At 64.0% G+C, this 24,416-nt stretch carries 23 protein-coding genes and 1 other RNA gene; 11 read left to right on the top strand and 13 right to left on the bottom strand.

Going from position 1 to position 24,416, the window contains the following annotated elements; translation table 11 throughout:
- Positions 1-222, bottom strand: a complete 222-nt coding sequence (locus Q5Q88_RS00590; protein WP_302741148.1) for a helix-turn-helix domain-containing protein — start codon at positions 220-222, stop codon at positions 1-3.
- 222 nt (positions 223-444) lie between these two features.
- On the opposite strand from Q5Q88_RS00590, the gene Q5Q88_RS00585 reads away from it, so the two are divergent.
- From Q5Q88_RS00585 to Q5Q88_RS00575, 3 genes are all read left to right on the top strand, one after another.
- Positions 445-822 carry a helix-turn-helix transcriptional regulator gene (locus Q5Q88_RS00585; RefSeq protein ID WP_302741146.1) on the top strand — a complete coding sequence of 126 codons (378 nt, stop codon included), beginning with the start codon at positions 445-447 and terminating at the stop codon, positions 820-822.
- 2 nt (positions 823-824) lie between these two features.
- Positions 825-1,232, top strand: coding sequence for a hypothetical protein (locus tag Q5Q88_RS00580; protein ID WP_302741144.1), 408 nt, complete (start codon positions 825-827; stop codon positions 1,230-1,232).
- Positions 1,233-1,328: 96 nt separating this feature from the next.
- Positions 1,329-2,819 carry a recombinase family protein gene (locus Q5Q88_RS00575; protein ID WP_302741142.1) on the top strand — a complete coding sequence of 497 codons (1,491 nt, stop codon included), beginning with the start codon at positions 1,329-1,331 and terminating at the stop codon, positions 2,817-2,819.
- Here the strand turns inward: Q5Q88_RS00575 and ssrA are convergent.
- Positions 2,773-3,140: a transfer-messenger RNA gene (gene ssrA / locus Q5Q88_RS00570) on the bottom strand. The two genes, Q5Q88_RS00575 and ssrA, sit on opposite strands and share 47 nt — an antisense overlap.
- A gap of 224 nt (positions 3,141-3,364) precedes the next feature.
- Here ssrA and Q5Q88_RS00565 point away from each other — a divergent pair.
- The 6 genes from Q5Q88_RS00565 (at position 3,365) to nagB (ending at position 8,684) form a co-directional block, all read left to right on the top strand.
- A complete protein-coding gene (locus tag Q5Q88_RS00565; protein ID WP_294121945.1) occupies positions 3,365-4,237 on the top strand; it encodes a patatin family protein in 873 nt (290 codons plus the stop codon).
- A 509-nt stretch (positions 4,238-4,746) separates the two neighbouring features.
- Positions 4,747-5,190, top strand: a complete 444-nt coding sequence (rplM, locus tag Q5Q88_RS00560) for a 50S ribosomal protein L13 (RefSeq protein ID WP_118654215.1) — start codon at positions 4,747-4,749, stop codon at positions 5,188-5,190.
- Between the two features lie 3 nt (positions 5,191-5,193).
- On the top strand, positions 5,194-5,589 hold the full coding sequence (gene rpsI, locus Q5Q88_RS00555) for a 30S ribosomal protein S9 (RefSeq protein WP_006720175.1): 396 nt from the start codon (positions 5,194-5,196) through the stop codon (positions 5,587-5,589).
- A 162-nt stretch (positions 5,590-5,751) separates the two neighbouring features.
- A complete protein-coding gene (gene glmM, locus Q5Q88_RS00550; RefSeq protein WP_302741138.1) occupies positions 5,752-7,089 on the top strand; it encodes a phosphoglucosamine mutase in 1,338 nt (445 codons plus the stop codon).
- An 81-nt stretch (positions 7,090-7,170) separates the two neighbouring features.
- Positions 7,171-7,668: a PTS glucose transporter subunit IIA gene (locus tag Q5Q88_RS00545; RefSeq protein ID WP_118654217.1), complete on the top strand. Its 498-nt coding sequence runs from the start codon at positions 7,171-7,173 to the stop codon at positions 7,666-7,668.
- Between the two features lie 287 nt (positions 7,669-7,955).
- Entirely contained in the window at positions 7,956-8,684 is a 729-nt protein-coding gene (gene nagB / locus Q5Q88_RS00540; RefSeq protein WP_294121943.1) for a glucosamine-6-phosphate deaminase, read from the top strand.
- A gap of 92 nt (positions 8,685-8,776) precedes the next feature.
- Here nagB and hisE read toward each other — a convergent pair whose 3' ends face one another.
- The 9 genes from hisE to hisG all read right to left on the bottom strand — a co-directional run bounded on the left by hisE (position 8,777) and on the right by hisG (position 16,855).
- Positions 8,777-9,094, bottom strand: a complete 318-nt coding sequence (gene hisE, locus Q5Q88_RS00535) for a phosphoribosyl-ATP diphosphatase (protein WP_294121942.1) — start codon at positions 9,092-9,094, stop codon at positions 8,777-8,779.
- Positions 9,095-9,162: 68 nt separating this feature from the next.
- Complete coding sequence (gene hisI / locus Q5Q88_RS00530; RefSeq protein ID WP_294121941.1) at positions 9,163-9,486, bottom strand: phosphoribosyl-AMP cyclohydrolase; 324 nt, start codon at positions 9,484-9,486, stop codon at positions 9,163-9,165.
- Positions 9,486-10,268 (bottom strand): imidazole glycerol phosphate synthase subunit HisF, encoded by a 783-nt coding sequence (hisF, locus tag Q5Q88_RS00525; RefSeq protein WP_302741134.1) that lies wholly within the window; start codon positions 10,266-10,268, stop codon positions 9,486-9,488. The genes hisI and hisF overlap by 1 nt, the downstream gene beginning before the upstream one ends.
- A gap of 3 nt (positions 10,269-10,271) precedes the next feature.
- Positions 10,272-11,012: a HisA/HisF-related TIM barrel protein gene (locus Q5Q88_RS00520; RefSeq protein WP_302741133.1), complete on the bottom strand. Its 741-nt coding sequence runs from the start codon at positions 11,010-11,012 to the stop codon at positions 10,272-10,274.
- Between the two features lie 112 nt (positions 11,013-11,124).
- Positions 11,125-11,850 carry an imidazole glycerol phosphate synthase subunit HisH gene (locus tag Q5Q88_RS00515; RefSeq protein WP_302741131.1) on the bottom strand — a complete coding sequence of 242 codons (726 nt, stop codon included), beginning with the start codon at positions 11,848-11,850 and terminating at the stop codon, positions 11,125-11,127.
- Positions 11,851-11,861: 11 nt separating this feature from the next.
- A complete protein-coding gene (gene hisB / locus Q5Q88_RS00510; protein WP_302741129.1) occupies positions 11,862-12,461 on the bottom strand; it encodes an imidazoleglycerol-phosphate dehydratase HisB in 600 nt (199 codons plus the stop codon).
- A 15-nt stretch (positions 12,462-12,476) separates the two neighbouring features.
- Positions 12,477-13,559 (bottom strand): histidinol-phosphate transaminase, encoded by a 1,083-nt coding sequence (hisC, locus tag Q5Q88_RS00505; RefSeq protein ID WP_330006565.1) that lies wholly within the window; start codon positions 13,557-13,559, stop codon positions 12,477-12,479.
- Between the two features lie 2 nt (positions 13,560-13,561).
- On the bottom strand, positions 13,562-14,977 hold the full coding sequence (gene hisD, locus Q5Q88_RS00500) for a histidinol dehydrogenase (RefSeq protein ID WP_302741127.1): 1,416 nt from the start codon (positions 14,975-14,977) through the stop codon (positions 13,562-13,564).
- A 108-nt stretch (positions 14,978-15,085) separates the two neighbouring features.
- On the bottom strand, positions 15,086-16,855 hold the full coding sequence (gene hisG, locus Q5Q88_RS00495) for an ATP phosphoribosyltransferase (RefSeq protein WP_302741125.1): 1,770 nt from the start codon (positions 16,853-16,855) through the stop codon (positions 15,086-15,088).
- A 320-nt stretch (positions 16,856-17,175) separates the two neighbouring features.
- Here hisG and Q5Q88_RS00490 point away from each other — a divergent pair, with 320 nt between their 5' ends.
- Positions 17,176-18,789 carry a peptide chain release factor 3 gene (locus Q5Q88_RS00490; protein WP_302741124.1) on the top strand — a complete coding sequence of 538 codons (1,614 nt, stop codon included), beginning with the start codon at positions 17,176-17,178 and terminating at the stop codon, positions 18,787-18,789.
- A gap of 181 nt (positions 18,790-18,970) precedes the next feature.
- Here Q5Q88_RS00490 and Q5Q88_RS00485 read toward each other — a convergent pair whose 3' ends face one another.
- On the bottom strand, positions 18,971-19,465 hold the full coding sequence (locus Q5Q88_RS00485) for a low molecular weight protein-tyrosine-phosphatase (RefSeq protein WP_302741123.1): 495 nt from the start codon (positions 19,463-19,465) through the stop codon (positions 18,971-18,973).
- Between the two features lie 213 nt (positions 19,466-19,678).
- On the opposite strand from Q5Q88_RS00485, the gene Q5Q88_RS00480 reads away from it, so the two are divergent.
- On the top strand, positions 19,679-22,120 hold the full coding sequence (locus Q5Q88_RS00480) for a Tex family protein (RefSeq protein ID WP_302741121.1): 2,442 nt from the start codon (positions 19,679-19,681) through the stop codon (positions 22,118-22,120).
- 361 nt (positions 22,121-22,481) lie between these two features.
- On the opposite strand, the gene Q5Q88_RS00475 is transcribed toward Q5Q88_RS00480, so the two are convergent.
- Entirely contained in the window at positions 22,482-24,095 is a 1,614-nt protein-coding gene (locus tag Q5Q88_RS00475) for an alpha-amylase family glycosyl hydrolase (RefSeq protein WP_302741119.1), read from the bottom strand.
- Positions 24,096-24,416 lie beyond the last annotated feature (321 nt).

Here is a 24,416-nt window from a genome sequence, read left to right as displayed (position 1 = left end):
CTAAACCTCCTTCGTGATTCCGCACAGGTCGTTGACCGTGCACCCAAGCGCCTCGGCGAGCTTGTACGCCGTCTCAAGCAGGGGCAGGCTCATCTGCCTCTCATACGAGCGGATGGCGTCGACAGACACGCCGGATCTCTTGGCAAGCTCCTCTTGGGACACGCCCGCCTCGGCGCGCTTGACGCGCAGGGCGCGGGCGATCGCCTCTTTCAACTCACTCATTCCGTCTCACCTCCCTTCAATCGGTCGCGCCGACTTTCCTTTGACCATGTCAAGGAAAGTCGTATCTTTCCCCATGGGGAAAGATACGTACTAAGATTCTTAGCACGCGTCACAGACTATACCAAGAATAATGATACTGCAATACTCGAATACTAAAAATCTTGTTAGATATACCAATTTCTTTTATACTTATCGGTGTTGAGCTATTAAAGGCGGTGAGACATGCGACTGACCCTAAAGCGCGTGCGGGAAGAAAAAGGATTCACGCAAGGACAGATTGCCGACGCTCTCGGAATGAAAATCTCTACATATAGAACGTGGGAGCAGGGAACTGTAAAGCTAACCCTCGAAAACGCCTGCAAGATTTCTTTGGTGCTTGGATGCACCCCAAATGACCTCTGCGGTTGGTACGACAGCCATCCACGTGAGCCTGAATCATGCGGATTGACTTCGGAAGAGAGCGAAATCGTCGGATGTTACCGCGAGAGCACCCCGCAATGGAGGCAGAACATATCCATGACAGCCCGCGCAGCAGCGGGCGAATCTAAAGAGATTGCCGAACGTGGTGTATCTGCCGCCAAAGAGCGGGCGGCGGTATAGGCATGGTTGAGTTCTTGAACACGCTGCTTCAATGGCTGAACCCAGAATGGGTTGCAGAGCAGTTCGCAGACGGCGACGGTCTGCCATTCATCTTGTGGACGGTGATTGCGCTATTCGCTGGTTTTATGTTGGGTTTCTTCATCAGCAAGAAGCTATCTGGTTGGGCTCCGAAGCGTACGATCGCCAAGGGGTTCTCGCCAGAAATAAAGCAAGCAGCTTTGGAATCGCTCGATTCGCATGGATCCGTAGTCATAGGAGATAAGTTTGATGCGCTGCTAGCGTTCGAGAGGGCTGAAAATGGAGTGTTCTCATTCCCGTTCCCGATTGATGAGGTAAGGGATTCGGACACGTACCAGCTAACGACGAGGTGGAGAGCTTACTTGGAGAGACATAGGAAGCTGCTCAAATAAAAAAGAAACCCCGTGCGGCTTCTTGGCGGTTGGCGCACGGGGCAAAGGTGAAGAACAGTGCGTTTGTCCACGCCCGTCCTGAGAGGTGATTTTAGCATGGTGAAGAACCGAGCCGCCATATATGCGCGCTTCAGCTCGCACAACCAGCGTTCGGAAAGCATCGAGATACAAGTCGAGAACTCGCGCCGGTACTGCGAGCAGGAGGGCTTGCAGGTCGTACGCGAATACTGCGACTACGCGCAGACCGGGCGCAACGTCGATCGCGCCGAGTTCCAACGCATGATGCGCGATGCGAAGCTAGGTCTATTTGATTATGTGGTGATTTACAAGGTGACGCGCATTATGCGCAACCGCGACGAAATGGCGCTTGCCCGAATCATGCTGCGCAAGTCGGGCGTCGAAATACTTTACGCCGGGGAAGAGATCGCGAGCGGTTCGAGCGGCGTGCTGCAATTGGGCATGCTCGAAGTCCTCGCGGAATGGGAAAGCGCCATAGACAGCGAGCGCATCCGCGACGGCATCCAGAAGAACGCTCAGCGCTGCATGGCGAACGGTCGCACCCTCTACGGGTGGGACATCGTTGATGGCCGCTATGTGGTGAACGAGCGCGAGGCGGCGGTCATGCGCCGCATGAAGAACATGCTGTTTAGCGGAAGCTCTGTGGCAGACATCGTGCGGGCCGTGAGCGCCGAGCGCAGCAAGCGCGGCGCGAAGTTCACCAATGACACCGTCTCGAAGCTGCTCAGGCGCGTCCAGAACGCGGGCGTTTACAAGTACGCCGGAAACGAGGTGGAAGACGGCATGCCCGCTCTATGGCCGCAGTGTGAGCAGCACATGATAAACAGCATCCTCGATGACCGTCACAGGCCGCGCCGCAAGATCGACAGCGCGCGTGAGTTCCCGCTTACCGGAAAGCTCTACTGCTCGACCTGCGGCGCGCCGATGTTCGGGACAAGCGGGACCTCGAAGAACGGTTCCGCCTATCACTACTACAAATGCCGCGAATGCCGCAGAACCGTCCGGCGCGACCTCATAGAGGGCGCCGTCGCTGATATGACCTACGAGGCCGTGAAGCGCAATGACGTGCGCGCCCGCATCGCCGAAACGCTCGCCGGGTACGAAGCGGAGCAGGGGAGCGACGAAAAGCCTGAGAGCTACTTCATCAAGAAGGAGATACGGCGCATCGAAACGACGTTTGAGCGCATCTGGCATGCGATAGAGGACGGTATCGCGCCTCCCGGCGGCAAGGAGCGCATTGAAGAGCTGAACCGCCAGAAATCAGAGCTTGAAGCCCGGCTGTGCGCCATCGAGAAATCGGAATCGTGCGAGGTGAGCGTCGATGACGTGTTGCTGTGGCTCGACAGCCTTGCAAATGACACGACGCCCCTGGAAATCCTCAACGAGTGGGTTCGATTCGTGGACATCGACGGCAAGGACATATCCGTTTACTTCATGTTCGATGACCTGCCGGATGACTTTAACCCGACAAAGAAAAAAGCCGAACACCCTTGCTATCAAAGGTGTTCGACTAATTCTCTTATGGTGGAGCCGCGGAGAATCGAACTCCGGTCCACGACAGCTCCCTGATCGGCATCTCCAGGCTCAGTCACTCATTTAGTCTCGGACGCCTCGCGCGGAGCGACACGCTCTCGGCGTCCCAACCGGTTCGGTCTTAGCCCGCGCCATACCGATTACGTGCGCGGGGGCATTCCCCTCAAATGACGTCGCGCCGGTGTCGGGGAAATCACCGGGTTGACGCGCCGCTATAAATTAAGCAGCGAGAGCCAGCTGGGGCTCAAAAGAAGAATTCTTGTCAATTCATTTTGACGGTACCCCTGTTTAACGTGGGCGAGGAGACCACGGCCTGCTTCCTCTCTCAGAACTATCGTGTCGAAACCAGTCGGCCCCTCATGTGAGGGTCGTGGTGCCGCATGAGCGGCGACGACCTGTCAAAGTACCCGAACTGCGAACGTGCCGCAATCCGTAAGCGAACAGTGTACCACGTTCGCGTCTCGAGCGTCTTCAGGGCACTCATGTGACGCACAGCGGGAGAAGAAGCCCCATGATTTGCGGACATCTGTTCATCTTCACGACTCATTGGGGTACAAGTCATACAGACGAGAGGAGCTCAGATGGAAGACAAGGCGAAAAACGCGGGTAAGGTTGCGATTGTTTTGGAGGGCGGCAGCTTTCGTGGCCAGTTCACCGCGGGCGTGCTCGACGTTCTCATGGAGCACCGCGTTGAGGTCGCGGCGTGTTACGGAACCTCTGCGGGTGCGCTCAACGGCCTGAATTACAAGAGCCGTCAGATCGGTCGTGCAAACCGCGTGAACCTGGCATTTTGCAATGATCCGCGCTACATGGGCGCTCAGTCGCTCATTACCACCGGCAGCATGGTCGGCTACGATTTCATGCTCAACGACGTACAGGATCGCCTTGACCCCTTCGATAATGACGCCTATTTGGCGAATCCCATGGAAATGTATGCATGCGCCACGGATGTGATGTTCGGAACTGCCGCGTACCTGCCGGTTCGCAATGCAACGCTCGACATCGACGCCGTGCGCGCCTCCACGTCCTTGCCGCTGGTTACGCAGCCTGTCGAGATCGATGGGCACCTGTATCTGGACGGTGGCACCGCCGATTCCGTACCGGTTGAGCATGCGCTCGAAGATGCGGGTTTTGACCGGGCGATTGTGGTGCTCACGCAGGATCGCGATTACGTCAAGGGCACTTATGGGCTCATGCCGGCTGCTCAGCGCGCATACGCCGCATATCCGTATTTGCTGGAGGCAATGGAGAATCGTCACGTGCGCTACAACGAGCAGCGCGAGCACATTTGGGAATATGAGCGTGAGGGCCGGGCATTTGTGCTGGCGCCGCCGCGCCCCGTTGAGGTGGGGCATGTCGAACACGATGCGGCGAAGTTGCTCGATCTGTATATTCAGGGCCGCCAAGAGGCGGTTGCCCATATTGATGAGATACGGGAGTTCGTGGGCAAATAGGGGCTGGACGGAGGCGTGACGTCGATACCGCGCATTCCGTTGGCGGCTGAATATCGACCGCTTACCGGTTGGTCTTGATTTCTCATACCAGTAAGACTACCTGCTGGCACTTCGTGGTATAAGAAGAGTGAAAAAGGGTCCTCTCCACTGAGATACTCAGAGAAGCCCCATCAGAGGGCGGAGAGGTCGGGAACCCGGGCAGGCGCAAGGCCCCCGGGTTCCTTCTTGTGAGGTGCCCGAGAGGTTCCGGCAGGGTGCCGAACGTCTGCAAGAGGCTTGTTGCCGACGAAGAGGCGGAGGCCGCCGGGGCGTCCGGGCATCGTTTCGCCGGGGGTGGGAAGAGCATCCAAAACCATCGCCCGCCTCCGTCTCCGTCCCGCCTGTGCAGAAGTTCTGCACGTATGGCGGAAATGCGTTGACTTCGCTGTACAGGGCGGTATTATTGACAAGTTACTTTCCAGAGCCCCGTGAAACTCTGTTAAGACACACGTACTGTACATGGAGGAAAAGTGATTCTTAAGTCGACTCACTACGCCAAGCAGGGTGAGGTTGCCCGTAACTGGGTCCTCATCGACGCCGAGGGCGCCACGCTGGGCCGTCTTGCTGCCCAGGTTGCCAAGATCCTGCGCGGCAAGAACAAGCCCCAGTTCACGCCCAACTCCGACTGTGGTGACTTCGTGGTTGTCATCAACGCCGATAAGGTCCAGCTTACCGGCAACAAGGCTGACCACAAGACCTACTACCGTCACTCCGGCTACAATGGCGGCCTCAAGGCGGAGTCCTTCCGCCAGGCTATGGAGAAGCACCCGGAGAAGGTCATCGAGCGCGCTGTCCGCGGCATGCTCCCCAAGACCACTCTCGGCCGCAAGCAGCTGACCAAGCTCAAGGTCTATGCTGGCGCCGAGCATCCGCACGCTGCTCAGAACCCCGTCAAGATCGAGCTGGAGGGCTAAAAGATGGCTGAGAACACCGTTGTTTACTACGGCACCGGCCGTCGCAAGAACGCCGTTGCTCGTGTCCGTATCGTCCCTGGCACCGGTAAGGTGACCATCAACAAGCGCGACGCCGAGGAGTACTTCGGCCGTCACCAGCTCGTTGAGGACGCCCTTGCCCCCTTCAAGGTGACCGACACCCTCGGTTCCTTTGACGTCATCGCCCTGTGCGATGGCGGCGGCATCACCGGTCAGTCCGGCGCCCTGCGCCTGGGCATCGCCCGCGCCCTTCTCGAGGCGGGCGACTATCGTGCCGACCTCAAGCGCGCTGGCTTCCTCACCCGTGACGCCCGCGTCGTCGAGCGCAAGAAGTACGGCCTCAAGAAGGCCCGCCGCGCTCCCCAGTTCTCCAAGCGCTAAGGCGTTTGCGAAGACGTTTCCCGTATGGAAATGGGCCTACCGAGTTTTTCGGTGGGCCCTTTTTTTGTACCATTACGACGGTGCGGATTTTTCGTTCTCAACAATGTCCGCCCCACATCAGACCGGCGTCGTATGGGCGCTGGGCGTATGGAAGGAATGCGAATGAAGTACTTCGGAACCGACGGCTTCCGCGGCGAGGCGGGCACGACCCTCACGGTCGAGCACGCGTATAAGATTGGTCGCTACGTAGGTTGGTACTACGGCGCGCGCCAGAACCGCACGGCCCGCGTCATTGTGGGCAAGGATACGCGCCGCTCGAGCTACATGTTCGAGTCCGGTCTCGTTTCTGGATTGGTCGCTTCCGGTGCCGATGCGTACATGCTCCACGTCATCCCCACGCCGGGCGTTGCGTACGAAACCATCGACGGCCGCTTCGACTGCGGCATCATGATCTCGGCGAGCCACAACCCCTATACCGATAACGGCATCAAGCTCATGAACAGCGAAGGCTGCAAGATGGACGAGGAAGTCCTTGAGCTCATCGAGGACTACATCGACGGCAAGAGCGAGATCCCGTTCGCCTCGGGCGATGAGATTGGCTGCACGGTCGATTACATGCAGGGCCGCAACCGCTACATCGCGCATCTGATCGCCAGCGCGAATTTCTCTCTGCAGGGCGTGAAGGTCGGCCTGGACTGCGCGAATGGCTCCGCCTCCTCGGTGGCAAAACCCGTGTTCGACGCCCTTGGCGCCGATGTCCGTATCATCAACAATGCGCCCGACGGCTTCAACATCAACGTCGACTGCGGCTCCACGCATATTGAGCGTCTGCGCCGTCATGTGGTCGAGCAGGGCCTTGATGTGGGCTTTGCCTATGATGGCGATGCCGACCGCTGCCTGGCGGTCGATGATCGCGGTAACGTGGTCGACGGTGACCTGATCCTGTATGTGTGCGGCACTTACCTGCACAAGCACGGCCGTCTCACCGCCGGCACCGTGGTTCCCACGGTCATGAGCAATCTCGGTCTGTTCCGCGCGCTCGACCGTGCCAACCTCAAGTACGAGACTACGCCGGTGGGCGACAAGTACGTCACCGCCTGTATGCGCGAAAAGGGCTATAGCCTTGGCGGCGAGCAGTCGGGCCATGTCATCTTTGGCGATATCGAGACTACGGGAGACGGCATCATGACGTCCCTGCGCATCATGGAGGTCATCCGAGCCGAGCGCATGAAGCTCTCCGAGCTGTGCGCCCCGGTCAAGATCTTCCCGCAGGTGCTCGTCAACGTGCGCAGCGAGCGCAAGGCCGAGCTCGATGAGTGCAAGCCCGTGTGGGACGCCGTTCGCGCGGCAGAGGAGGAGCTGGGCGAGCGTGGTCGCATCCTCGTTCGCACCTCCGGTACCGAGCCGCTTGTGCGCGTGATGGCCGAGGCAGAGACGCAGGAGGCGGCACAGGCCGCCGTCGACTCGATCGTTGCCGTGGTCCAGCGCGAGCTCCCCTAAGCGAGCCCTGGTTTCCGGGATTGGTTTTCGGTCTCACAGTTCGGTAGAATGGAGAGACATGGGGGACCTCAAAGGAGTTAGATGTTCGACAGATTTCTCAAGTCGCTTAACGTGAACGCTCGCACGAGCGTACTGACCTCGCCCCTGGCGGGCCATGTTATCCCGCTTTCGGAAGTCTCTGACCAGATGTTCGCCAAGGGCTTGCTTGGTCAGGGCGTGGCCATCCGGCCCACGGGCAATCGCGTGGTGGCCCCGTCCGATGGTAAGATCGAGGCGATCTTCCCCACGGGGCATGCGGTGGCGATCCATACCGCAGAAGGCCTCGACGTACTCATCCACGTTGGCCTGGAGACGGTTAGGCTCGATGGCAAGCATTTCAAGGTGAACGCGTCCGTGGGAGATGCAGTGCATCGCGGTGACGTGCTCATAGAGTTTGACGGAGAGGCCATCGCAGCCGAGGGCTATGACGTCACGGTGCCGATCCTTATCTGCAATTCTGCGGAATATGCCAGCATTAAGGGATCGGAAGGAGCGGATGTCGAGGAGCTCGACCAGCTCATCACCGTTCGTTCGCGGTAACGGGGCCCGATGGGGCAATTGGAATGACAAACCCGCCAGGAGTTTCTCTTGGCGGGTTTCCCTTAGCTTGAGGGCTTGCGAGGCCATACTTGCATTTCCTCGCGCAACCTTCACAATAGAAGTGCTGGGGCGAACGCGTCCGAGTCGCCGTGGACGGGCAGGGGCCTCGACACGGTGGGGATTTTGACATACGCGCCCTCGCCCTGGACGGTGCGCGTCTCACGTTGGTTGCGGCCGACGGGGCCGCATGTGCCGGGACTGGATGTCCCGGAGGAAAGGAGCGCGTCATGCGTATCGTTCACGCCGCCGACTATGAGGATATGAGCCGAAAGGCGGCAAATCTCATCGCCGCTCAGGTTGTCATGGATCCCTGCTGCGTCTTGGGTCTTGCCACCGGTTCCACGCCCATCGGCACCTATCAGAACCTCATCAAGGCCTATGAGGCGGGCGATCTGGACTTTTCCCAGGTGAGCACCTACAACCTGGACGAGTATCGCGGTTTGTCCCACGACGATCCCCAGAGCTACCATTATTTCATGAAGGAGAACCTGTTCGATCACATCAACATCGATCAGGCCAACACCCATGTGCCGGACGGCTCCAACCCCGATGCCGAGGCCACGTGCGCCGAGTACGACCGTATCGTCGAGGAGGCCGGCTATCCCGACCTGCAGCTCCTGGGCATTGGCAACAATGGCCACATTGGTTTCAATGAGCCCGACACCTGCTTCTCCAAGGGCACGCACTGCGTCGACCTCACCGAGAGCACCATCGAGGCCAACAGCCGCCTGTTCGACAACATCGAGGACGTTCCTCGTCAGGCGTACACCATGGGCATCCACACCATCATGAACGCCTACATGGTGCTCGTAATCGCCAATGGCGAGAAGAAGGCCCAGGCCGTGCACGACATGTGCTTTGGCCCCATCCAGCCTTCCTGCCCGGCTTCTATCCTGCAGCTGCACCCCAACTGCGTGGTCATCGCCGACGACGCGGCCCTGTCGCTCTGCAAGTAATCTTCGCTGCATTGCCCTTGGGCCTCGGCTGCGCGCCGAGGCCCTTTTTTTGACTGTGCTGACGCCTGAACGCCTGCGGGCGAATGACGGGGCTACTTCATCCGGGCATTGAGCTCGCCGGCGAGTTCGTCGAGCGAGATGCCGTAGCGTTCGAGGGTCACGAGCAGGTGATATACCAGGTCACCCGCCTCATAGCGGATGTGATCGTGATCGCGATCCTTGCAGGCCATGATGATTTCGCTGGCCTCCTCGGCGAGCTTTTTGAGCAGCTCGTCCTCGACATCCGTGAGTAGACGCGCCGTATAGCTCTCCTGAGGAGAGGCGTCGCGGCGCGCGTGGATGGTGGCGGCCAACCCCTCGAGGGTCTCGCCGATGTTACCGGGTTGCACGTTGGCGGTTCTAACTCCCATGTTGGTCTCCTGTTCGATGATGTGCCGGTGCGAACGCGGGGCGCCGACGGCGCGGGGCGGCGACGGCGTTATTCCGCCCCGACCGTGTTGAAGAAACAGGTGCGGTTGCCGGTATGGCACGCGGGGCCGGGCGAGTCGACGAGCGCGAGCAGCGTGTCGGCGTCGCAGTCGGCGCGCAGCTCGATCACACGCTGCATGTTGCCGCTGGTGGCGCCCTTGTTCCAGAGCTCCTGCCGGCTGCGGCTCCAAAACCAGGTGGTGCCCGTCTCGAGCGTGAGGCGCACCGACTCTCGGCTCATCCAGGCGACCATGAGCACCTCGCCCGTATCGTGCTGCTGCACTACGCAGGTGATGAGGCCACGGTCGTCAAATTGCAGGTCATTGATGTTCATCAGAAGTCCAATCTCACGGGAATGCCCTGGGCGGCCATGTATTCCTTCACCTGGCGGATCGAGTAGGTGCCAAAGTGGAAGACGCTTGCGGCGAGTACGGCATCGGCCTCGCCCTCCAGTACGCCCTCGGCGAAGTGCTCGAGCGTGCCCACGCCGCCTGAGGCGATGACAGGAATGGACACCGCGCGTGCCACGGTACGGGTGAGCGCTAGGTCGAATCCGGCTTTCGTGCCGTCGCGGTCCATGCTGGTGAGCAAGATCTCACCAGCCCCGCGGCGAGCCGCTTCCTCTGCCCAGGCAACGGCGTCGATGCCGGTGGGGGTGCGCCCGCCGGCAAGGTAGACCTCCCATCGATCGGCACCGGGCGCTCCGGGCTTGCCCGCGCGCTTGGCATCGATCGCCACCACAACGGCTTGGCTGCCGAATGCGGCCGCGGCTTGTGTGATGAGATCGGGGTCGCGCACCGCAGCCGAATTAACCGAGACCTTGTCGGCGCCGGCAGCAACCATGGTGCGCATGCCGGGAAGGTCGCGGAATCCTCCGCCCACGGTGTAGGGGATGGCGAGTTCGGCGGCGGCGCGGGCCGCCATGTCGATGGTCGTGGCACGGTTATCGCTCGTGGCGGTGATGTCGAGGAAGACCACCTCGTCGGCTCCCTCGCGGTCGTAGGCGGCGGCGAGTTCGATGGGGTCGCCGGCATCGCGCAAGTCAACGAAGTTGACGCCCTTTACCACGCGCCCATCGCGCACATCGAGACAGGGAATAACACGTTTGGTGAGCATGGTCTACCTCCCAGCCGCCGCATCGAGCGCCTGCTCGAGCGTGAAGGAGCCCTCGTACAGGGCACGTCCGGTGATGGCACCCTCGATGACCTCCGGTCCGGCGGCGGCGAGGGCGCGAATGTCGTCGAGCGTCGAGATGCCGCCCGAGGCGACCACGGGGAATCCGGCGACACGGGCGACCGCGCGATACGCATCGACATCGATGCCCGTCTGCATGCCGTCGCGGGCGATGTCGGTGAACACGAGGTGCTTGAATCCCAGCGAGGCGAGTTCGGACACGACCTCGTCGCAGTTGCGTCCAACGCCATCGCGCCAGCCGTTGACCTTGACCTGCCCGTCGCGGGCAGCGACGTCTGCAACGAGCAGCTCTCCAAATCCACGCGCTGCGACCTCGGCAAACCCGGGTTCAGTGACCAAGACGGTGCCGAGGGCGATGCGCTTGGCACCCGCCGCGGCGAGTTGGTCGATGCGCGCGAGGGAGCGGACGCCGCCGCCGACGTCGATCGATAGCCCCTCTATGGAACAAATCGAGCGAATCGCGCGCATGTTGGCGGCGCACGCGTCGTCGTCTTCGCCGAATGCCGCGGAAAGATCGACGACGTGGATCCACTGCGCGCCCGCTTGCGAGAATTCGCGTGCGATGGCAACGGGGTCGTCGGAATAGACCTTCATGCGGTTGCGGTCGCCTCGTTCGAGGCGCACGACCTTACCGTCAATCAGGTCGATGGCGGGAAAGATGATCACGAGGGGCCTCCTCGGTAGGGGGTTGATGGTGCGGCGCAGCGTGGGTGCGGAGCGGGGAAATGCGACGTGGACGCTGCGAAGAGGCGCAGCTCCCGGGGCGCACGTTGAGCTCCTAGGAGCACAGGCGCACGAAGTTGCGAAGAATCGCGTGCCCATGCGCGGAGGACTTCTCGGGGTGGAACTGGCAGCCGAAGACGCTGCCGTGCGCCACAACGGAGGCGAAGTTGCGCGCATAGTGCGTGACGCCCGCCACGTCGTCCTCATCGACGTCGGCCCCGAGGGCATAGGAGTGGGTGAAGTAGACATTCGACCCCTCGGCGAGCCCCTCCAGCAAGGGGCACGGGCGTCCGTGCCCGGTCAGGTGCACCTGATCCCAGCCCACATGGGGAACCTTGAGACGTGCCGATTCGAGCCGCGTGCAGCTGCCGGGAAGCACGGCGAGCCCGCGCACCCAGTGCGTCCCGTCGGCCTCGAAAATCGACCCGGCGTCGAGGCCCGTGCCGCGGGGGTCGGGTGCGAGGACGGTTGGCGCGTCTGCGGGAACGCCCTCGTCACCGCGTTCGAAAAGGAGCTGCAGCCCCAGGCATATGCCTAAAAACGGCGTGCCCTCACCGCCGCGTGTGGCTTCGATCACGGCGCGGTCCTGGCCACGTTCGGCCATGTACGCGATCGCGTCGTAAAACGAGCCGACGCCCGGCAGGACGATGCCGTCGGCACGCGCGATGACGTCGGGGTCATCGGATGCGAAGGCATGCGCCCCCGCGCGCGTGAGTCCGCGCACGACGCTCGACAGGTTGCCTTTGTGGTAGTCGACCACCACGATGTTCGGTTCGCTCACGAGCGCCTCCCTTACAGCGAGCCCTTGGTGGAGGGCACACCGCTCACGCGCGGGTCGAGTTCGCAGGCGTAGCGCATCGCGCGGCCTGCCGCCTTGAACGCGGCCTCGATGATGTGGTGCGAGTTCGCCCCGGCGAGCTCGCGCACGTGCAGCGTCACGCGCGCGTCGCGGGCGAAGGCGTAGAAGAACTCGACGGCGAGCTCGGTGTCGAACGCGCCCACGCGCTCGGTGGGAACGGGAAGGTCGCAGTACGCCTGCCCGCGCCCCGAGATATCGACGGCCGCCTGGACGAGCGTCTCGTCCATGGGAATGCACACGTCGGAAAAGCGCGTGATTCCGGCCTTATCTCCGAGCGCCTCCGCGAATGCCTGGCCGAGCACGATGCCGGTGTCCTCGACGGTGTGGTGGGCGTCGACCTCGACGTCCCCTATGGCGCGGACGGTAAGGTCGAACAGACCATGGCGCCCGAAGGCGTTGAGCATGTGGTCGAAGAACGGCACACCGGTATCGATTAGGCAGGTGCCGGTGCCGTCAAGGTCGAGCTCGGCGGTGATGTCGGTTTCCCCGGTGACGCGCGTGACGACGGCGCGGCGGTTGGCGGAATCGGTCATGGCGATCGGTCCTCCTTAAGGCAGAAGTTCGGTCAGCGCCGCGATGACGGCGTCGTTTTCCTCGGGCGTCCCCACGGTGATGCGCAGGCAGTCCTCAAGACCGGCCGCGGAGCTGAAGTCGCGCACGAGGATTGAGTGCTCGTCGCGTAGGCGGTTGCGGATGGCGGTGGCGTCGGCCATGCGAACCAGCAGGAAGTTCGCGCTGCTCGGCCATACGGTGACGCCGGGAAGCCCCGCGAGGGCGCGTTGCAGCCGTTCGCGCTCGGCAACGATGGAGGCGGTGAGCGGCTCGAGGGCGCCGCGCTGGCGCACGAGGGCGAGCGCGGCTGCTTGTGTGAGGACGTTGACGGAGTAGATTTGGCGAACGGCGGAGAGCGCGTCGATGATGTCCGCGGCGGCCATTACGTAGCCGCATCGCGTCCCGGCCGCACCGTAGGCCTTGGAGAGCGTGCGCAGGATGGCGAGGTTGTCGAGGTGCGCGAGGAGAGGCAGGGCCGAGGCATCCTCACCGGCGAACTCGATATACGCCTCATCCACCATCACCAGACCGTGGCACGCGTGGCAGACGCGCTGGATGAGGCCGAGGTCGGCCAGGTCGCCGGTGGGGTTGTTGGGCGAGGTGACAATCACGAGGTCACAGGTGCGCGCGCAGGCGAGCAGCGCCTCCTCGTCCAAGGTGAGCGTGCGTGGATCGCGGCCCGCAGTGCGGACATTCGTCTCGGTGATCTGGGCGAAGAACGCGTACTCCGAGAAGCATGGCGGGCAGATGAGGACGGAGCGATTCCGGCCGCCGAAAGCGAGCAGGAAGTTATAGAGAAGCTCGTCGCCGCCGTTGCCCACGCAGACCTGGGCGCGCGTGACGTCGTTCGCGGCGGCAATTTCGTCACGTAGCACATCCGACATGGGGTCGGGGTAGCGATTGAGCGGGGTCGCGGCGAGCACCTCGTCCACGGCCTCGCGGACGCTCGCCGGCAGGGGGTGGGTGTTCTCGTTTGCGGAGAGGTTGATGCGTGTGGCCGTGAAGTTCGGGTCGTACGGCTCGATGGAGCGCAGGTGCGGCTGCATGAGGCGCTGGGCGCGCGCGGAGAGCTCTGCCACGGCTACCTCACCTCCCCCTGAGCGGCGGGGCGTCCGACGCCGTACGCCACCGTTGCAGCATCGTCGTCGGGCCAGGCGATGACGGTGAGGTCCGCCTCGGCGAGGACTTTGGTCGCCACGGCAGGGGCACCCTCATCGATAAGGCGGCGGCGCAGTCCCGCGGAGAGCGCGTGCGCCCACAGGCCCTCGGCCTGCGCCATGGTCTGGGTGGCGGGGGCGTCGGCGAGTAAGCCCTGCGGCGTGTAGCAGATGACCGACGAGCTCGTGACGAAGTCGTCGACGGACAGCGGGCTGGAGAACTGCGCGGTGCCGCCGGTGGGCAGGGTGTGGTTGGGCCCTGCCACGTAGTCGCCCAGCGGCTCGGAACTCCAGGCGCCCACAAAGATCGCGCCCGCGTTGCGGATGGAGCCGACGAGTCCGAGGGCATCGGCGCAGTGGAGTTCGAGGTGCTCGGGGGCGATGGTATTCACGGCGTCAATCGCGGTCGCGAGATCGGGCGCGATTACGATGGTCCCCTGGTCGGTGAGGGAGGTGCGGGTGATTTCGGCGCGTGGGCTTTGGGCGAGAAGGACCTCGAGCGCCGCCTCGACACCGCGCGCGAGTTCGGGGCTCTCAGTTACGAGGTAGCACGCCGCCAGCGGATCGTGCTCGGCCTGGGCCATGAGATCGGCGGCAACCACGGCTGCCTCGGCGCTCGCGTCGGCGAGCACGCAGACCTCGGAGGGGCCCGCGATCATGTCGATGCCCACATCGCCCGAGACGAGGCGTTTCGCGGCTGCCACGTAGGCGTTGCCCGGCCCCGTGATCTTCTCCACGCGCGGGATGCTCTCGGTGCCGTAGGCGAGGGCGGCGACGGCCTGGGCTCCGCCCACCAGGTAAATCTCGTCGACGCCGGCGACTTTGGCCGCGGCGAGCGTGGCGGGCGAGATCCCTCCGTCGCGCTGGGGAGGCGTGACCATCACGACGCGTTCCACGCCGGCGACCTTGGCGGGAATGGCATTCATCAGCACGGTCGAGGGGTACTGGGCGCGTCCGCCGGGGACGTAGATGCCGGCGGCGCGCACGGGCGTCACCTGCACGCCGAGCAGCGTGCCGTCCGCGCGCGTGGTGAACCATGACTGGCGGACCTGGCGCTGGTGGAAGTCGCGGATCTGCGCGGCGGCCTTCTCGAGGGCGGCGATGAGGGACGCATCCACCTGCTCGAGGGCGGCGTCGATGCGTTCCTGCGGCACGCGGAAGTCGGTGAGGTCGACACCATCGAACTCGGCGGCGTACCGACGCAGGGCGGCGTCGCCCTCCGCACGCACAGTGTCGATGATGTTCGCGGCAGCTTGGGTGATCTTTGCCGAGACGGCGCCCTCGCGCCCAAGGTTGGATACGGTGAGACGCTCGCCGGGGAGCAGGATGACGGTGTTCATATGCGGGCCTTTCTGGGGCTGGAGCGCGGAGGGGCCCGATGGGCCGATGCTCCGAGTCGATGGGGGAGGGGTGGGAACTCAGCGTGCGTATCGAGCGTGTTGACGGCCTTAATGCGCGTCGTCGCAGGCGCTCTCGTCGCGCCAGGCAGCGAGACGCCGGGCGAGCTCACGCACACGCGGGTCGAGTCGTGCGCGGCCGGGATTCGCGAAGAAGCGTGCGGTGCAGGTCATGAGTTCGCCGGTGATCACGAGGTCGTTCTCGCGCAGGGTCGTACCGGTGGCGGTGATGTCGACGATGCGATCGGCGAGCCCCACGATGGGACCGAGCTCGATATTACCGTGCAAGGCCACCACCTCGGCATTCACGCCGCGCTCCTCGTACCAGGCGCTCGCGATGCGCGGGTACTTGGTTGCCACGCGTAGGCATCCGCGCCGGGCATAGGAGCGCTTGGTCGCTTCGGCGCGTCCCGCTGGTTCGGCTTCGATGAATCGGCAGGCTCCATACGCCAAATCGACGAGTTGCAGCAGGTCGAGGTCCGCCTCGATGAGCGAGTCGCGTCCGCAGATGCCGCAGTCGGTCCCTCCGAGCGCGACGAAGGCGGGGGCGTCCGTGGCACGCACGATGACGAGCTCGACCGGGCCGATCGCGCCCTCGCCCTCGCGCGTATCGCGCGTGCGTATGATCAGGTGACGTCCGGGGTTGCGCAGCCCGCTCGCGTCGATGCCGACGGCTTCGAGTGCGGCGATGGTGTCGTCCTTCAACGAGCCCTTGGGCACGGCGATGCGCAGGGGCGCCTGCTCGTCGTCCGTCTCGGATGCGTTGGGACCCGTGGTGGCGGCAGAGTCGGGGCGCGCGGCGTCTGCCGATCCACCCACGCGGATATCGCTGCACGGCGCCTGCTCGGCTTGTGCCTCCAACACCTCGGTGAGGCGTTCGAGTGAGAACGCGAAACCCGCGGCTGCCGCACCCTGCTCAAGGGCGGCGTCGAGCACCGCGTCGTAACGGCCACCCGACCCCACGGGATCGGCGAGGTCGCCTGCGTAGGCTTTGAGCACCAGCCCGGTGTAGTAGCCAAACGAGCTCATGAGGGAGAAATCGAAGGAGAGGTGGCTCGCCAGCTCGGCGTTGCGCGAGGTCAGGCGCTGGACGAGCGATCGCAGCTCCGTCGTCGTGGAGGTGGTGGAGCCGGCGGCGCGCAATAGGGCGTCAACACGGTCGAGCGCCTCGGGGCCACCCGTGATGCGGGGCAGCTCGCGCATGGCGCACTGGAGCGCGACGGGTAGGTCGCTCGTGGCGGCGAGCTCGTCAAGGTCGATGTAGTTGTTGGCGTGGACGAGCGCGAGCGCCTCGTTGGCGAGTGCCTCATCGACGCCGAGCTCGAGGAGGGCCTGATAGGGAACGACGCTGCCGCAGACGAGCTGCCAAGAATTGAGCCCCAGGTCATCGAGTGCTTCGGCGGCGATGAGGGTCATCTCGGCGTCCGCGGCGTCCCCGCCCTCGCCTACGAGTTCATACCCGAGTTGGGTGAATTGGCGCGCCCGTGCGGTGCCGCGGGGCTGCTGACGCACGACGGGGGCCTCGTAGCGCAGGCGCAGCGGCAGGTCACGCTCGCTCATGCGCGCGGCGATGGCGCGGACCACCGAGGTCGTGTTGTCCGGTCGCACGGCGAGTAGGGCGCCGTTGTCGTCGAAGAGATTGAACGGTGCATCGGAACTCCAGGCGTTGGCTTCGCCGACGCTCGCCGATTCGATGAGGGGCGTTTCGATGGGGCGGTAGCCATGGTGCACGAGGCGGGCCTTCACCGTCGCGACGATATGCTCGCGCATCTCCGCCTCGTCGGGCAGGATATCTCTGAATCCGCGCGGTGTCGTTGCCATACCGTCCCTCTCTCATCATATGGGTGTCTGTTGTCTTCGTGCGGACACTTTAGCATGATGGAGTGCGCGAGAGAGCGCTGCACCCAACTCTTAACATGCAAATTGGTGCAATTGGGGACGGGTGCAAAATCCACCATAAAATGTACCATGGGGGCCTAGGCGAACGCCTCGCAGTGGAAATCCGCTGCATAATGCTCCATGACGCCCACGACGACCCGGATCGCCCTCGTATGCCGCTACAATACGAGCGGTTCAAATCACGTCATATCGAACGGCGCGTCTCAAACGCGTCGCCACGTCAGAAAAGGACGCACGCGCCCATGGCATCTTACGCCCCGCAGATTTCCTCCCGTCGCACGTTCGCGATCATCTCGCACCCCGACGCCGGCAAGACCACCCTCACCGAGAAGCTCCTGCTCTACACCGGCCAGGTTCAGAGTGCCGGCTCGGTCAAGGGCAAGCAGAATTCCCGTCATGCCGTCTCCGACTGGATGGACATCGAGAAGCAGCGCGGCATCTCCGTTACCTCCTCGGTGCTGCAGTTCACCTATGGCGGCTGCTGCGTGAACATCCTCGACACTCCCGGCCACCAGGACTTCTCCGAGGACACGTATCGTACGCTCATGGCCGCCGACGCCGCGGTCATGGTCATCGACGGCGCCAAGGGCGTCGAGGCCCAGACCAAGAAGCTCTTCCGCGTCTGCGCCATGCGCGGCATCCCGATCTTCACGTTCGTGAACAAGATGGACCGCGAGACGCGCGACCCGTTCGACCTCATGGAGGAGGTCGAGAACGTGCTCGGCATCCGCACGTACCCCATGAACTGGCCCATCGGCAACGGCCGCGATTTCCGCGGCGTGTTCGACCGCGCGAGCCGCCATGTCCTTGCCTTCGAGGGCGACGGTCGCGCCAACGGCACTAAGAAGGTGGACGAGGTCGAGGCCACGCTCGGCGACGCCGCGCTGACCGAGCTCATCGGCGAGCACAACCACAACAACCTGATGGACGATATCGAGCTACTCGACGGCGCCGACTCCGAGTTCGATCTCGATGCGGTGCTCACCGGCAAGCTCTCGCCCGTGTTCTTCGGCTCGGCACTCACCAACTTCGGCGTGGAGCCCTTCCTCAAGGACTTCCTGCGCCTGGCTCCCGGCCCCGGTGCGCACACCGACGCGCTCACCGGCGAGCCCGTGGAGCCCACGCGGGAGGACTTCTCCGGCTTCGTCTTCAAGATTCAGGCGAACATGGACAAGAACCATCGCGACCGCATTGCCTTCGTGCGCATCTGCTCCGGCAAGTTCGAGCGCGGCATGGACGCCACGCACGTGCAGGGCGGCCGCAAGATCAAGCTGGCCACGGGCACGACCATGATGGCCGACGACCGCGCCATCGTGGACGAGGCCTACGCCGGCGACATCGTGGGCCTGTTCGACCCGGGCATCTTCTCCATCGGCGACACCATCTGCACGGGCAAGAAGCCGGTGCAGTTCACGGGCATCCCCACGTTCGCGCCCGAGCTGTTCGCGCGCGTCACGCAGGTCGATACGCTCAAGCGCAAGCAGTTCGTGAAGGGCATGGAGCAGCTCGCCCAGGAGGGCGCCATCCAGATCTTCCGCGAGCTCGGTGCCGGTATGGAGTCGGTCATTGTGGGAGTGGTGGGCACCCTGCAGTTCGAGGTGCTCGAGCAGCGCCTCAAGAGCGAGTACCACGTCGAGGTGCGCCGCCAGCCGCTGCCCTACACCGACATCCGCTGGATCGTGAACGAGCCCGGCACCATCGACATCCCGGCGCTCTCCCTCACGCGTGACACGCTGCGCGTCGAGGACATGCGCGGCGGCAAGCTGCTACTGTTCACGAGCCCGTGGAACATCGATTGGGCCACGGATCACAACAAGGAGCTCAAGCTGTCCGAGTTCGGCAACGTGGAGTTCTAGGCAAGACGGGCTGCCGGGGGAGATCGGCGGCCCGTCGTTTTTTGGCAATGGGCACGTTGAGGGCGACGTGGCCCTATACGAAGAAGGCACCGGCCATGGCTGCAAGTACCGCCGGCAGCATGTTCGCCACGCGGAACGTCTTTCCCCAGATGAGGGTGCCGAGTCCGATCATGGGGCGCCCCTAGCGCGCGCCCGCGTCCGGCAGCTCCGGCGCGCGGATCCCGGTCAGGCGTTCGAAGAGGGCCGTGCAGCCCTCGATGACGTCGCGGTACGTGGCGTCGAAGTCGCCGGTGTACCAGGGATCGGCGACATCGCCGGGGCGACCGGTCCAATCGAGCAGGCGCGTGATCTTGCCGTCGGGGTCTTCGCCAAAGATGCGGCGCAGTCCGCGCGCATTCTCGGCGTCCATATAGATGATGTGGTCCCAGTCGGCATACTCCGCGCGACGCACCTGGCGGGCGCGATGGGCGACGACGGGAATCCCGACTTCGCGTAGCTTGGCAACCGTGCCATGATGCGGCGGATTGCCAATCTCCTCGGTCGAGGTGGCGGCGGAGTCGACGGTGAAGTCATCCTGGAGCCCCGCGCGCCGCACGAGCTCCTCGAACGCGAATTGTGCCATGGTGGAACGGCAGATGCTCCCGTGGCAGACAACAGGATGCGATGCATTCCGCACAGACCTTTCGAGCGAGTGATATCCCGGCACAGCATAGCAGAGTGGGGTTGGGGAGCATGGCACGCGTTGACATGCAATCTGCCATCCTGCGATGTGCGGGAGGGGAGAGCACCGACCTCGCCGTTGTCTGGGCGATGCGTAGTGATTGCATGTGGCGTCCGGCCGGTCGGGTAGGATGTAATGCCTAACCGATTTTGATGGGAGAGTGCCTGCATGGCTGAAACGAACAACGTCGACGTCGCCGCCATCATGAATATGGTCGCTGCGCTGAGCCCGGAGGGCAGCGGCGTGCGCAAGGACGTGCCCGCCGAGTCCGGGGTCTCGGCAGAGCTGGAAAGGGCCAAGGCCGAGTATGCGGCCGCGACCTCCTCGGCGGTGCGCCCCGTCCCCTCGACGCCGTTGGGCTCCGCGGGCTCGCTCACGGCGGACGACGTGGCGGACGCCCCCGCGGCCTCGCGTCGCGTCGAGCCCTCCGCCGAGGAGCTCGCCGCGCGCCACAAGCGCATCGTGGCTGCTCTCGCCGCCGAGTTGGGCCAGCCCGCCGCGCGCGTCGAGTCCGTCATCGCCCTCATCGACGAGGGCGCCACGATTCCGTTCATCGCCCGCTACCGCAAGGAGGCCACGGGCGGCATGGACGACGTCGCGCTCCGCGCGCTCGACGACCGCCTGTCCTACCTGCGCAACCTCGAGCAGCGCAAGTCCGACGTCATCGCGGTGATCGACGGCCAGGGCAAGCTCACCGAGGAGCTTCGCGAGAGCATCGAAGAGGCGCCCACCCTCCAGCGCGTTGAGGATCTCTACAAACCCTTCCGCAAGAAGCGTGCCACCCGCGCGTCCAAGGCGCGCGACGCAGGCCTCGAGCCGCTTGCGAACCTCATCCTCATGCAGCCCGCGCAAGGGGCCGAGCCGCTCGCGGCGGCCGCGGGCTACGTCAACGCCGAGGGAGGCTTCGCCACGGCGGAGGCCGCGCTCGCCGGTGCGCGCGACATCGTGGCGGAGCTCGTGGCGGAGGACCCCGAGAACACGGCGGACCTGCGCGAGTACACGCACAAGACGGCCGCCATCGAGTCGGAGGCCGTCGATGCGGACGAGAAGACTCCGTACGAGCCCTATTACGAGTTCTCCGAGGCGGCCCGGTCCATCCCCAACCACCGCATCCTCGCCATCAACCGCGGTGAACGCGAGGGCAAGCTGCGCGTACGCGTGCGCGTGGACGGCGAGGCGGCCGCCGAGCGCCTGCAGCGCCGGTATCCGCGTCGTCGCGGGCCGTTCGCGGGGGAGCTCAACGCCGCCATCGCCGACGGATACAAGCGTCTCATGGCCCCCTCACTCGATCGCGAGCTACGCGTTGACCTCACCATGCGCGCGCAGGAGGACGCCATCAAGGTCTTTGCCAAGAACACCGAGGGCTTGCTGCAGCAGCGTCCCGTCCGCGGTGCCCGCGTGATCGCGCTCGACCCCGGTTACCGGGCGGGCTGCAAGGTCGCCGTGCTGGACGAGTACGGCAAGCTCCTCGACCACACGATCTTGTACCCCACGCCGCCGCGACGCGATGTCGCGGGCACCAAGCGCGAGCTGCTGCGCCTCACGCGCAAGCACCGCGTCAACACCATCGTGGTGGGCAACGGCACGGCGAGCCGCGAGACCGAGGAGGTCGTGGCGGCGTTCATCGCCGAGTCCGCGCCCGAGCTGCGCTACACCATCGTGAACGAGGCGGGCGCGTCGGTGTACTCGGCCTCCAAGCTGGCGAGCGAGGAGTGCCCCGACCTCGACGTGACCACGCGCGGCGCGATGAGCCTGGGCCGCCGCCTGCAGGACCCGTTGGCGGAACTGGTCAAGATCCCGCCGCAGTCCATCGGCGTTGGCCAGTACCAGCACGACCTCGACCAGGGTGAGCTCGGACGCGCTTTGGGCAACGTGGTCGAGAATGTGGTCAACCGCGTGGGCGTCGACGTGAACACTGCGAGCGCGAGCCTACTGGGGTACGTCTCGGGCATCACGCCGGCGGTCGCCAAGAACATCGTCGCCTATCGCGAGGAGAACGGCGCGTTCACCGATCGTCGCCAGCTCAAGAAGGTCCCCAAGCTCGGACCCAAGGCGTATCTCAACGCGGCGGGCTTCATGCGCATCACCGGCGGTAAGAACCCGCTCGACGCCACGAGCGTGCATCCCGAGAGCTACGAGGTCGCGGGCGAGCTGCTGCGCCGTGCGGGGGTGGCGCCGAGTGCGCTCGCCGCTGGCGGCGTGCCCGGCATCGGGGTCAAGATCGGCAACCTGGGTGCGGTCGCGGCCGAGCTCGGCTGCGGCGTGCCCACCCTGCGCGACATCGTGGCTGAGCTCGAGAAGCCCGGCCGCGACCCGCGCGACGACGCCCCGGAGGTCGTGTTCTCCCAGGCGGCGCGCAGCATCGAGGATCTCGAGGTGGGCATGGAGCTCAAGGGCACCGTGCGCAACGTGGTGGACTTCGGCGCCTTCGTGGACATCGGTGTGCACCAGGACGGTCTGGTGCACATCTCCAAGTTGGCGAGCCGCTTCGTGAAGCACCCGAGCGAGGTCGTCGCCGTGGGCGACACCGTGACCGTGTGGGTCACCGGCGTGGACCGCGCTCGCAAGAAGATCTCCCTCACCATGGTCGAGGGGCGTATGGATCGGTAGGGTTTAGCGACATGTGGCATTTGGGGGGCACGCGCATTTTTGCACATTGGAAACGCGTGGCGCGTTGGGGGCGGGCGCATTTTGCGTGCCTGACGCGGGTGCGCCCTCCCTGGCTGCGCGTTGCGTGCGTTGCCGCACGCTAGATGCTCGCGTTCCGCCGCAATTCCGGGCCTCGCAGATGGGTTCTCGAGCTTTTTCGTATCGGAAATCGGAATTCGCGAGTACAAGGCATTTTCGATCGACTTTGACCTGCGCTTTTATGAGTCAAAGGGAACGGTATACTTCGCCTTCTCTTGAATCGATACGAAAAAGCTCAACTTCGTTTTTCCAAGGGTCGCTTCGTTGCTCGACGCGCCGCTCTTTACGCTTGACGGAGGTACAAAATGCCGAAGGGCGGGATTTCCAGCGTCCCGTGAAGGTCGAGCCTGGCGTTAGCGCTAGGCTCGGGGTGCGCATCGTCCTCGGCCGCGGCTGCGTGTTGCCCGGTATCGGGCTCGGGGCGCACGTCTGCCCCGGTTGCGGGTTGTTCGCCATCGTGCTCAGGACGTGTGTCGGGTGAGGTCGCGGACGGTGCGGCGCTCGCAGTTGGGGAGCTCGCCTCGCACGAGACGAGGACATCGAATGATCCTTGTAGGCAGCCATCGTTGAAAGTGAACGGCGCGTCATCCGCATTCACGGCCACGAGCACATGCTCGGCCGCCGCCCCGTCCGCCGCACCGACGCAACGCTCGAACAGCAGCTGCTTGTTGGTGATGATCACGTTGCGGTAGTCTCCGTGGCAGAGCGCCCGCGACTCGCGGCGCACGTGGTTGAGACGGTTGATGAACGCGGTGAGCTCGTTGGGGCCCGTGCCGCCGTCCCATCCGGCGACCGGGGCGTCGAGCGCCTCGGCCGCGGGCGCGCCGATGGCGGGCCTCAGCTCCACGTCTGCTAGGTACCCGATGCCCTTGGTTCCCAGCTGCCCCCACTCGCTACCGTAATACAGGCACGGGATACCCGGCATGCCGAACAAGACACCGTATGCCGGAGCGAGGTGGCGCTTCTCGGTGAGGATGCTCGCAAGGCGCGAGACGTCGTGGTTGTCGGCGAAATTCACCAGGTGCTTGCCGCGGTAGATGCACCACGGGTCGCCGCCGAACTGGCGGTGCAGAGAGTGGGCGATCTCGAACATGTTCATGGAGTTGAAGCTCGAATACAGCCCCTTGTAGCACTCGTAGTTCGTGCAGGAGTTGAGCATCTCATCGTTCACGATGAGGTTGTAGTCACCGTGCAGTACCTCGCCGATGAGCGGAAACCCGTCGCCCGGGGCGCCGTCAAAGCGCGGTTCGGCGCCCAGTTCGTCCGCGAGCCCGCGTAGTTGCTTCACGAAATCGTGGTCGAGGCTATAGGCCACGTCCAGTCGCAGTCCGTCCACGCCCAGCTCGCGCTTCCACATGCGCACCGCATCGAGGAGGTAGTCGACGACCTCGGGGTTGCGTAGGTTGAGCTTGACGAGGTCCTGGTTGCCCTCCCAGCCCTCATACCAAAATCCGTCACCGAAGTGCGTGTCGCCGTCGAAGCTGATGTTGAACCAGTCCTTGTACGGCGAGTCCCAGCGGCGCTCGCGCACATCCCGGAACGCCCAGAAGTTGCGCCCTACGTGGTTGAACACGGCGTCGAGTATCACGCGGACGCCGCATGCGTGTAGAGCGTCGACCACGCGGGCGAAGTCCTCGTTCGTGCCCAGCCGGTAGTCGATTTCGCGCAGGTCACGCGTGTTATAGCCGTGCGAGTCGCTGGCAAAGACGGGGTTGAGCAGAATGGCGCCCACGCCGAGCTTTCCCAGGTACGGGGCCCATTCGATGAGCGAGCGCACGCGGTGCAGGGAGCGTTCGCGCTCTTGGCCCTCGGCGTCGTCGACGGCGGGCGCGTCGAATGGGCAGTCAAGCATGCCCAGCGGATACATCTGGTAGAGCGTTGTGTCGAAAACCCACATGACAAGGCCCCTCGGAAAGCGTGGTCGAGTGTTGCGCCGACGGAGGTGCCAAGAGGGCGCAGGTCTCAGCATACCGCGTGGCGGGCATTTGCAGGCGAGTGGCTCGGTAGGCGGTTCAGCTGCTGCGGAAGTGGGCACCTCGCAGACGGGGGCTCGCAGCCGATTGCGACAGGATGCGTGTATCCGCTGTTGAATCCGAGCGGCTGGTTGAAAAATGTGAGAAACCATGGGATTGTAACTGGCTTAACGTTTCAAACCCATGATTTCTCACATAAATGGGGTTGGTAATGTGATTTATCATGGGTTTGAAATCCGGTGCGG

This window comes from uncultured Collinsella sp. (genome assembly GCF_959026545.1).
GTDB lineage: Bacteria > Actinomycetota > Coriobacteriia > Coriobacteriales > Coriobacteriaceae > Collinsella.
This window is presented reverse-complemented; position numbering and strand designations above follow the sequence as displayed.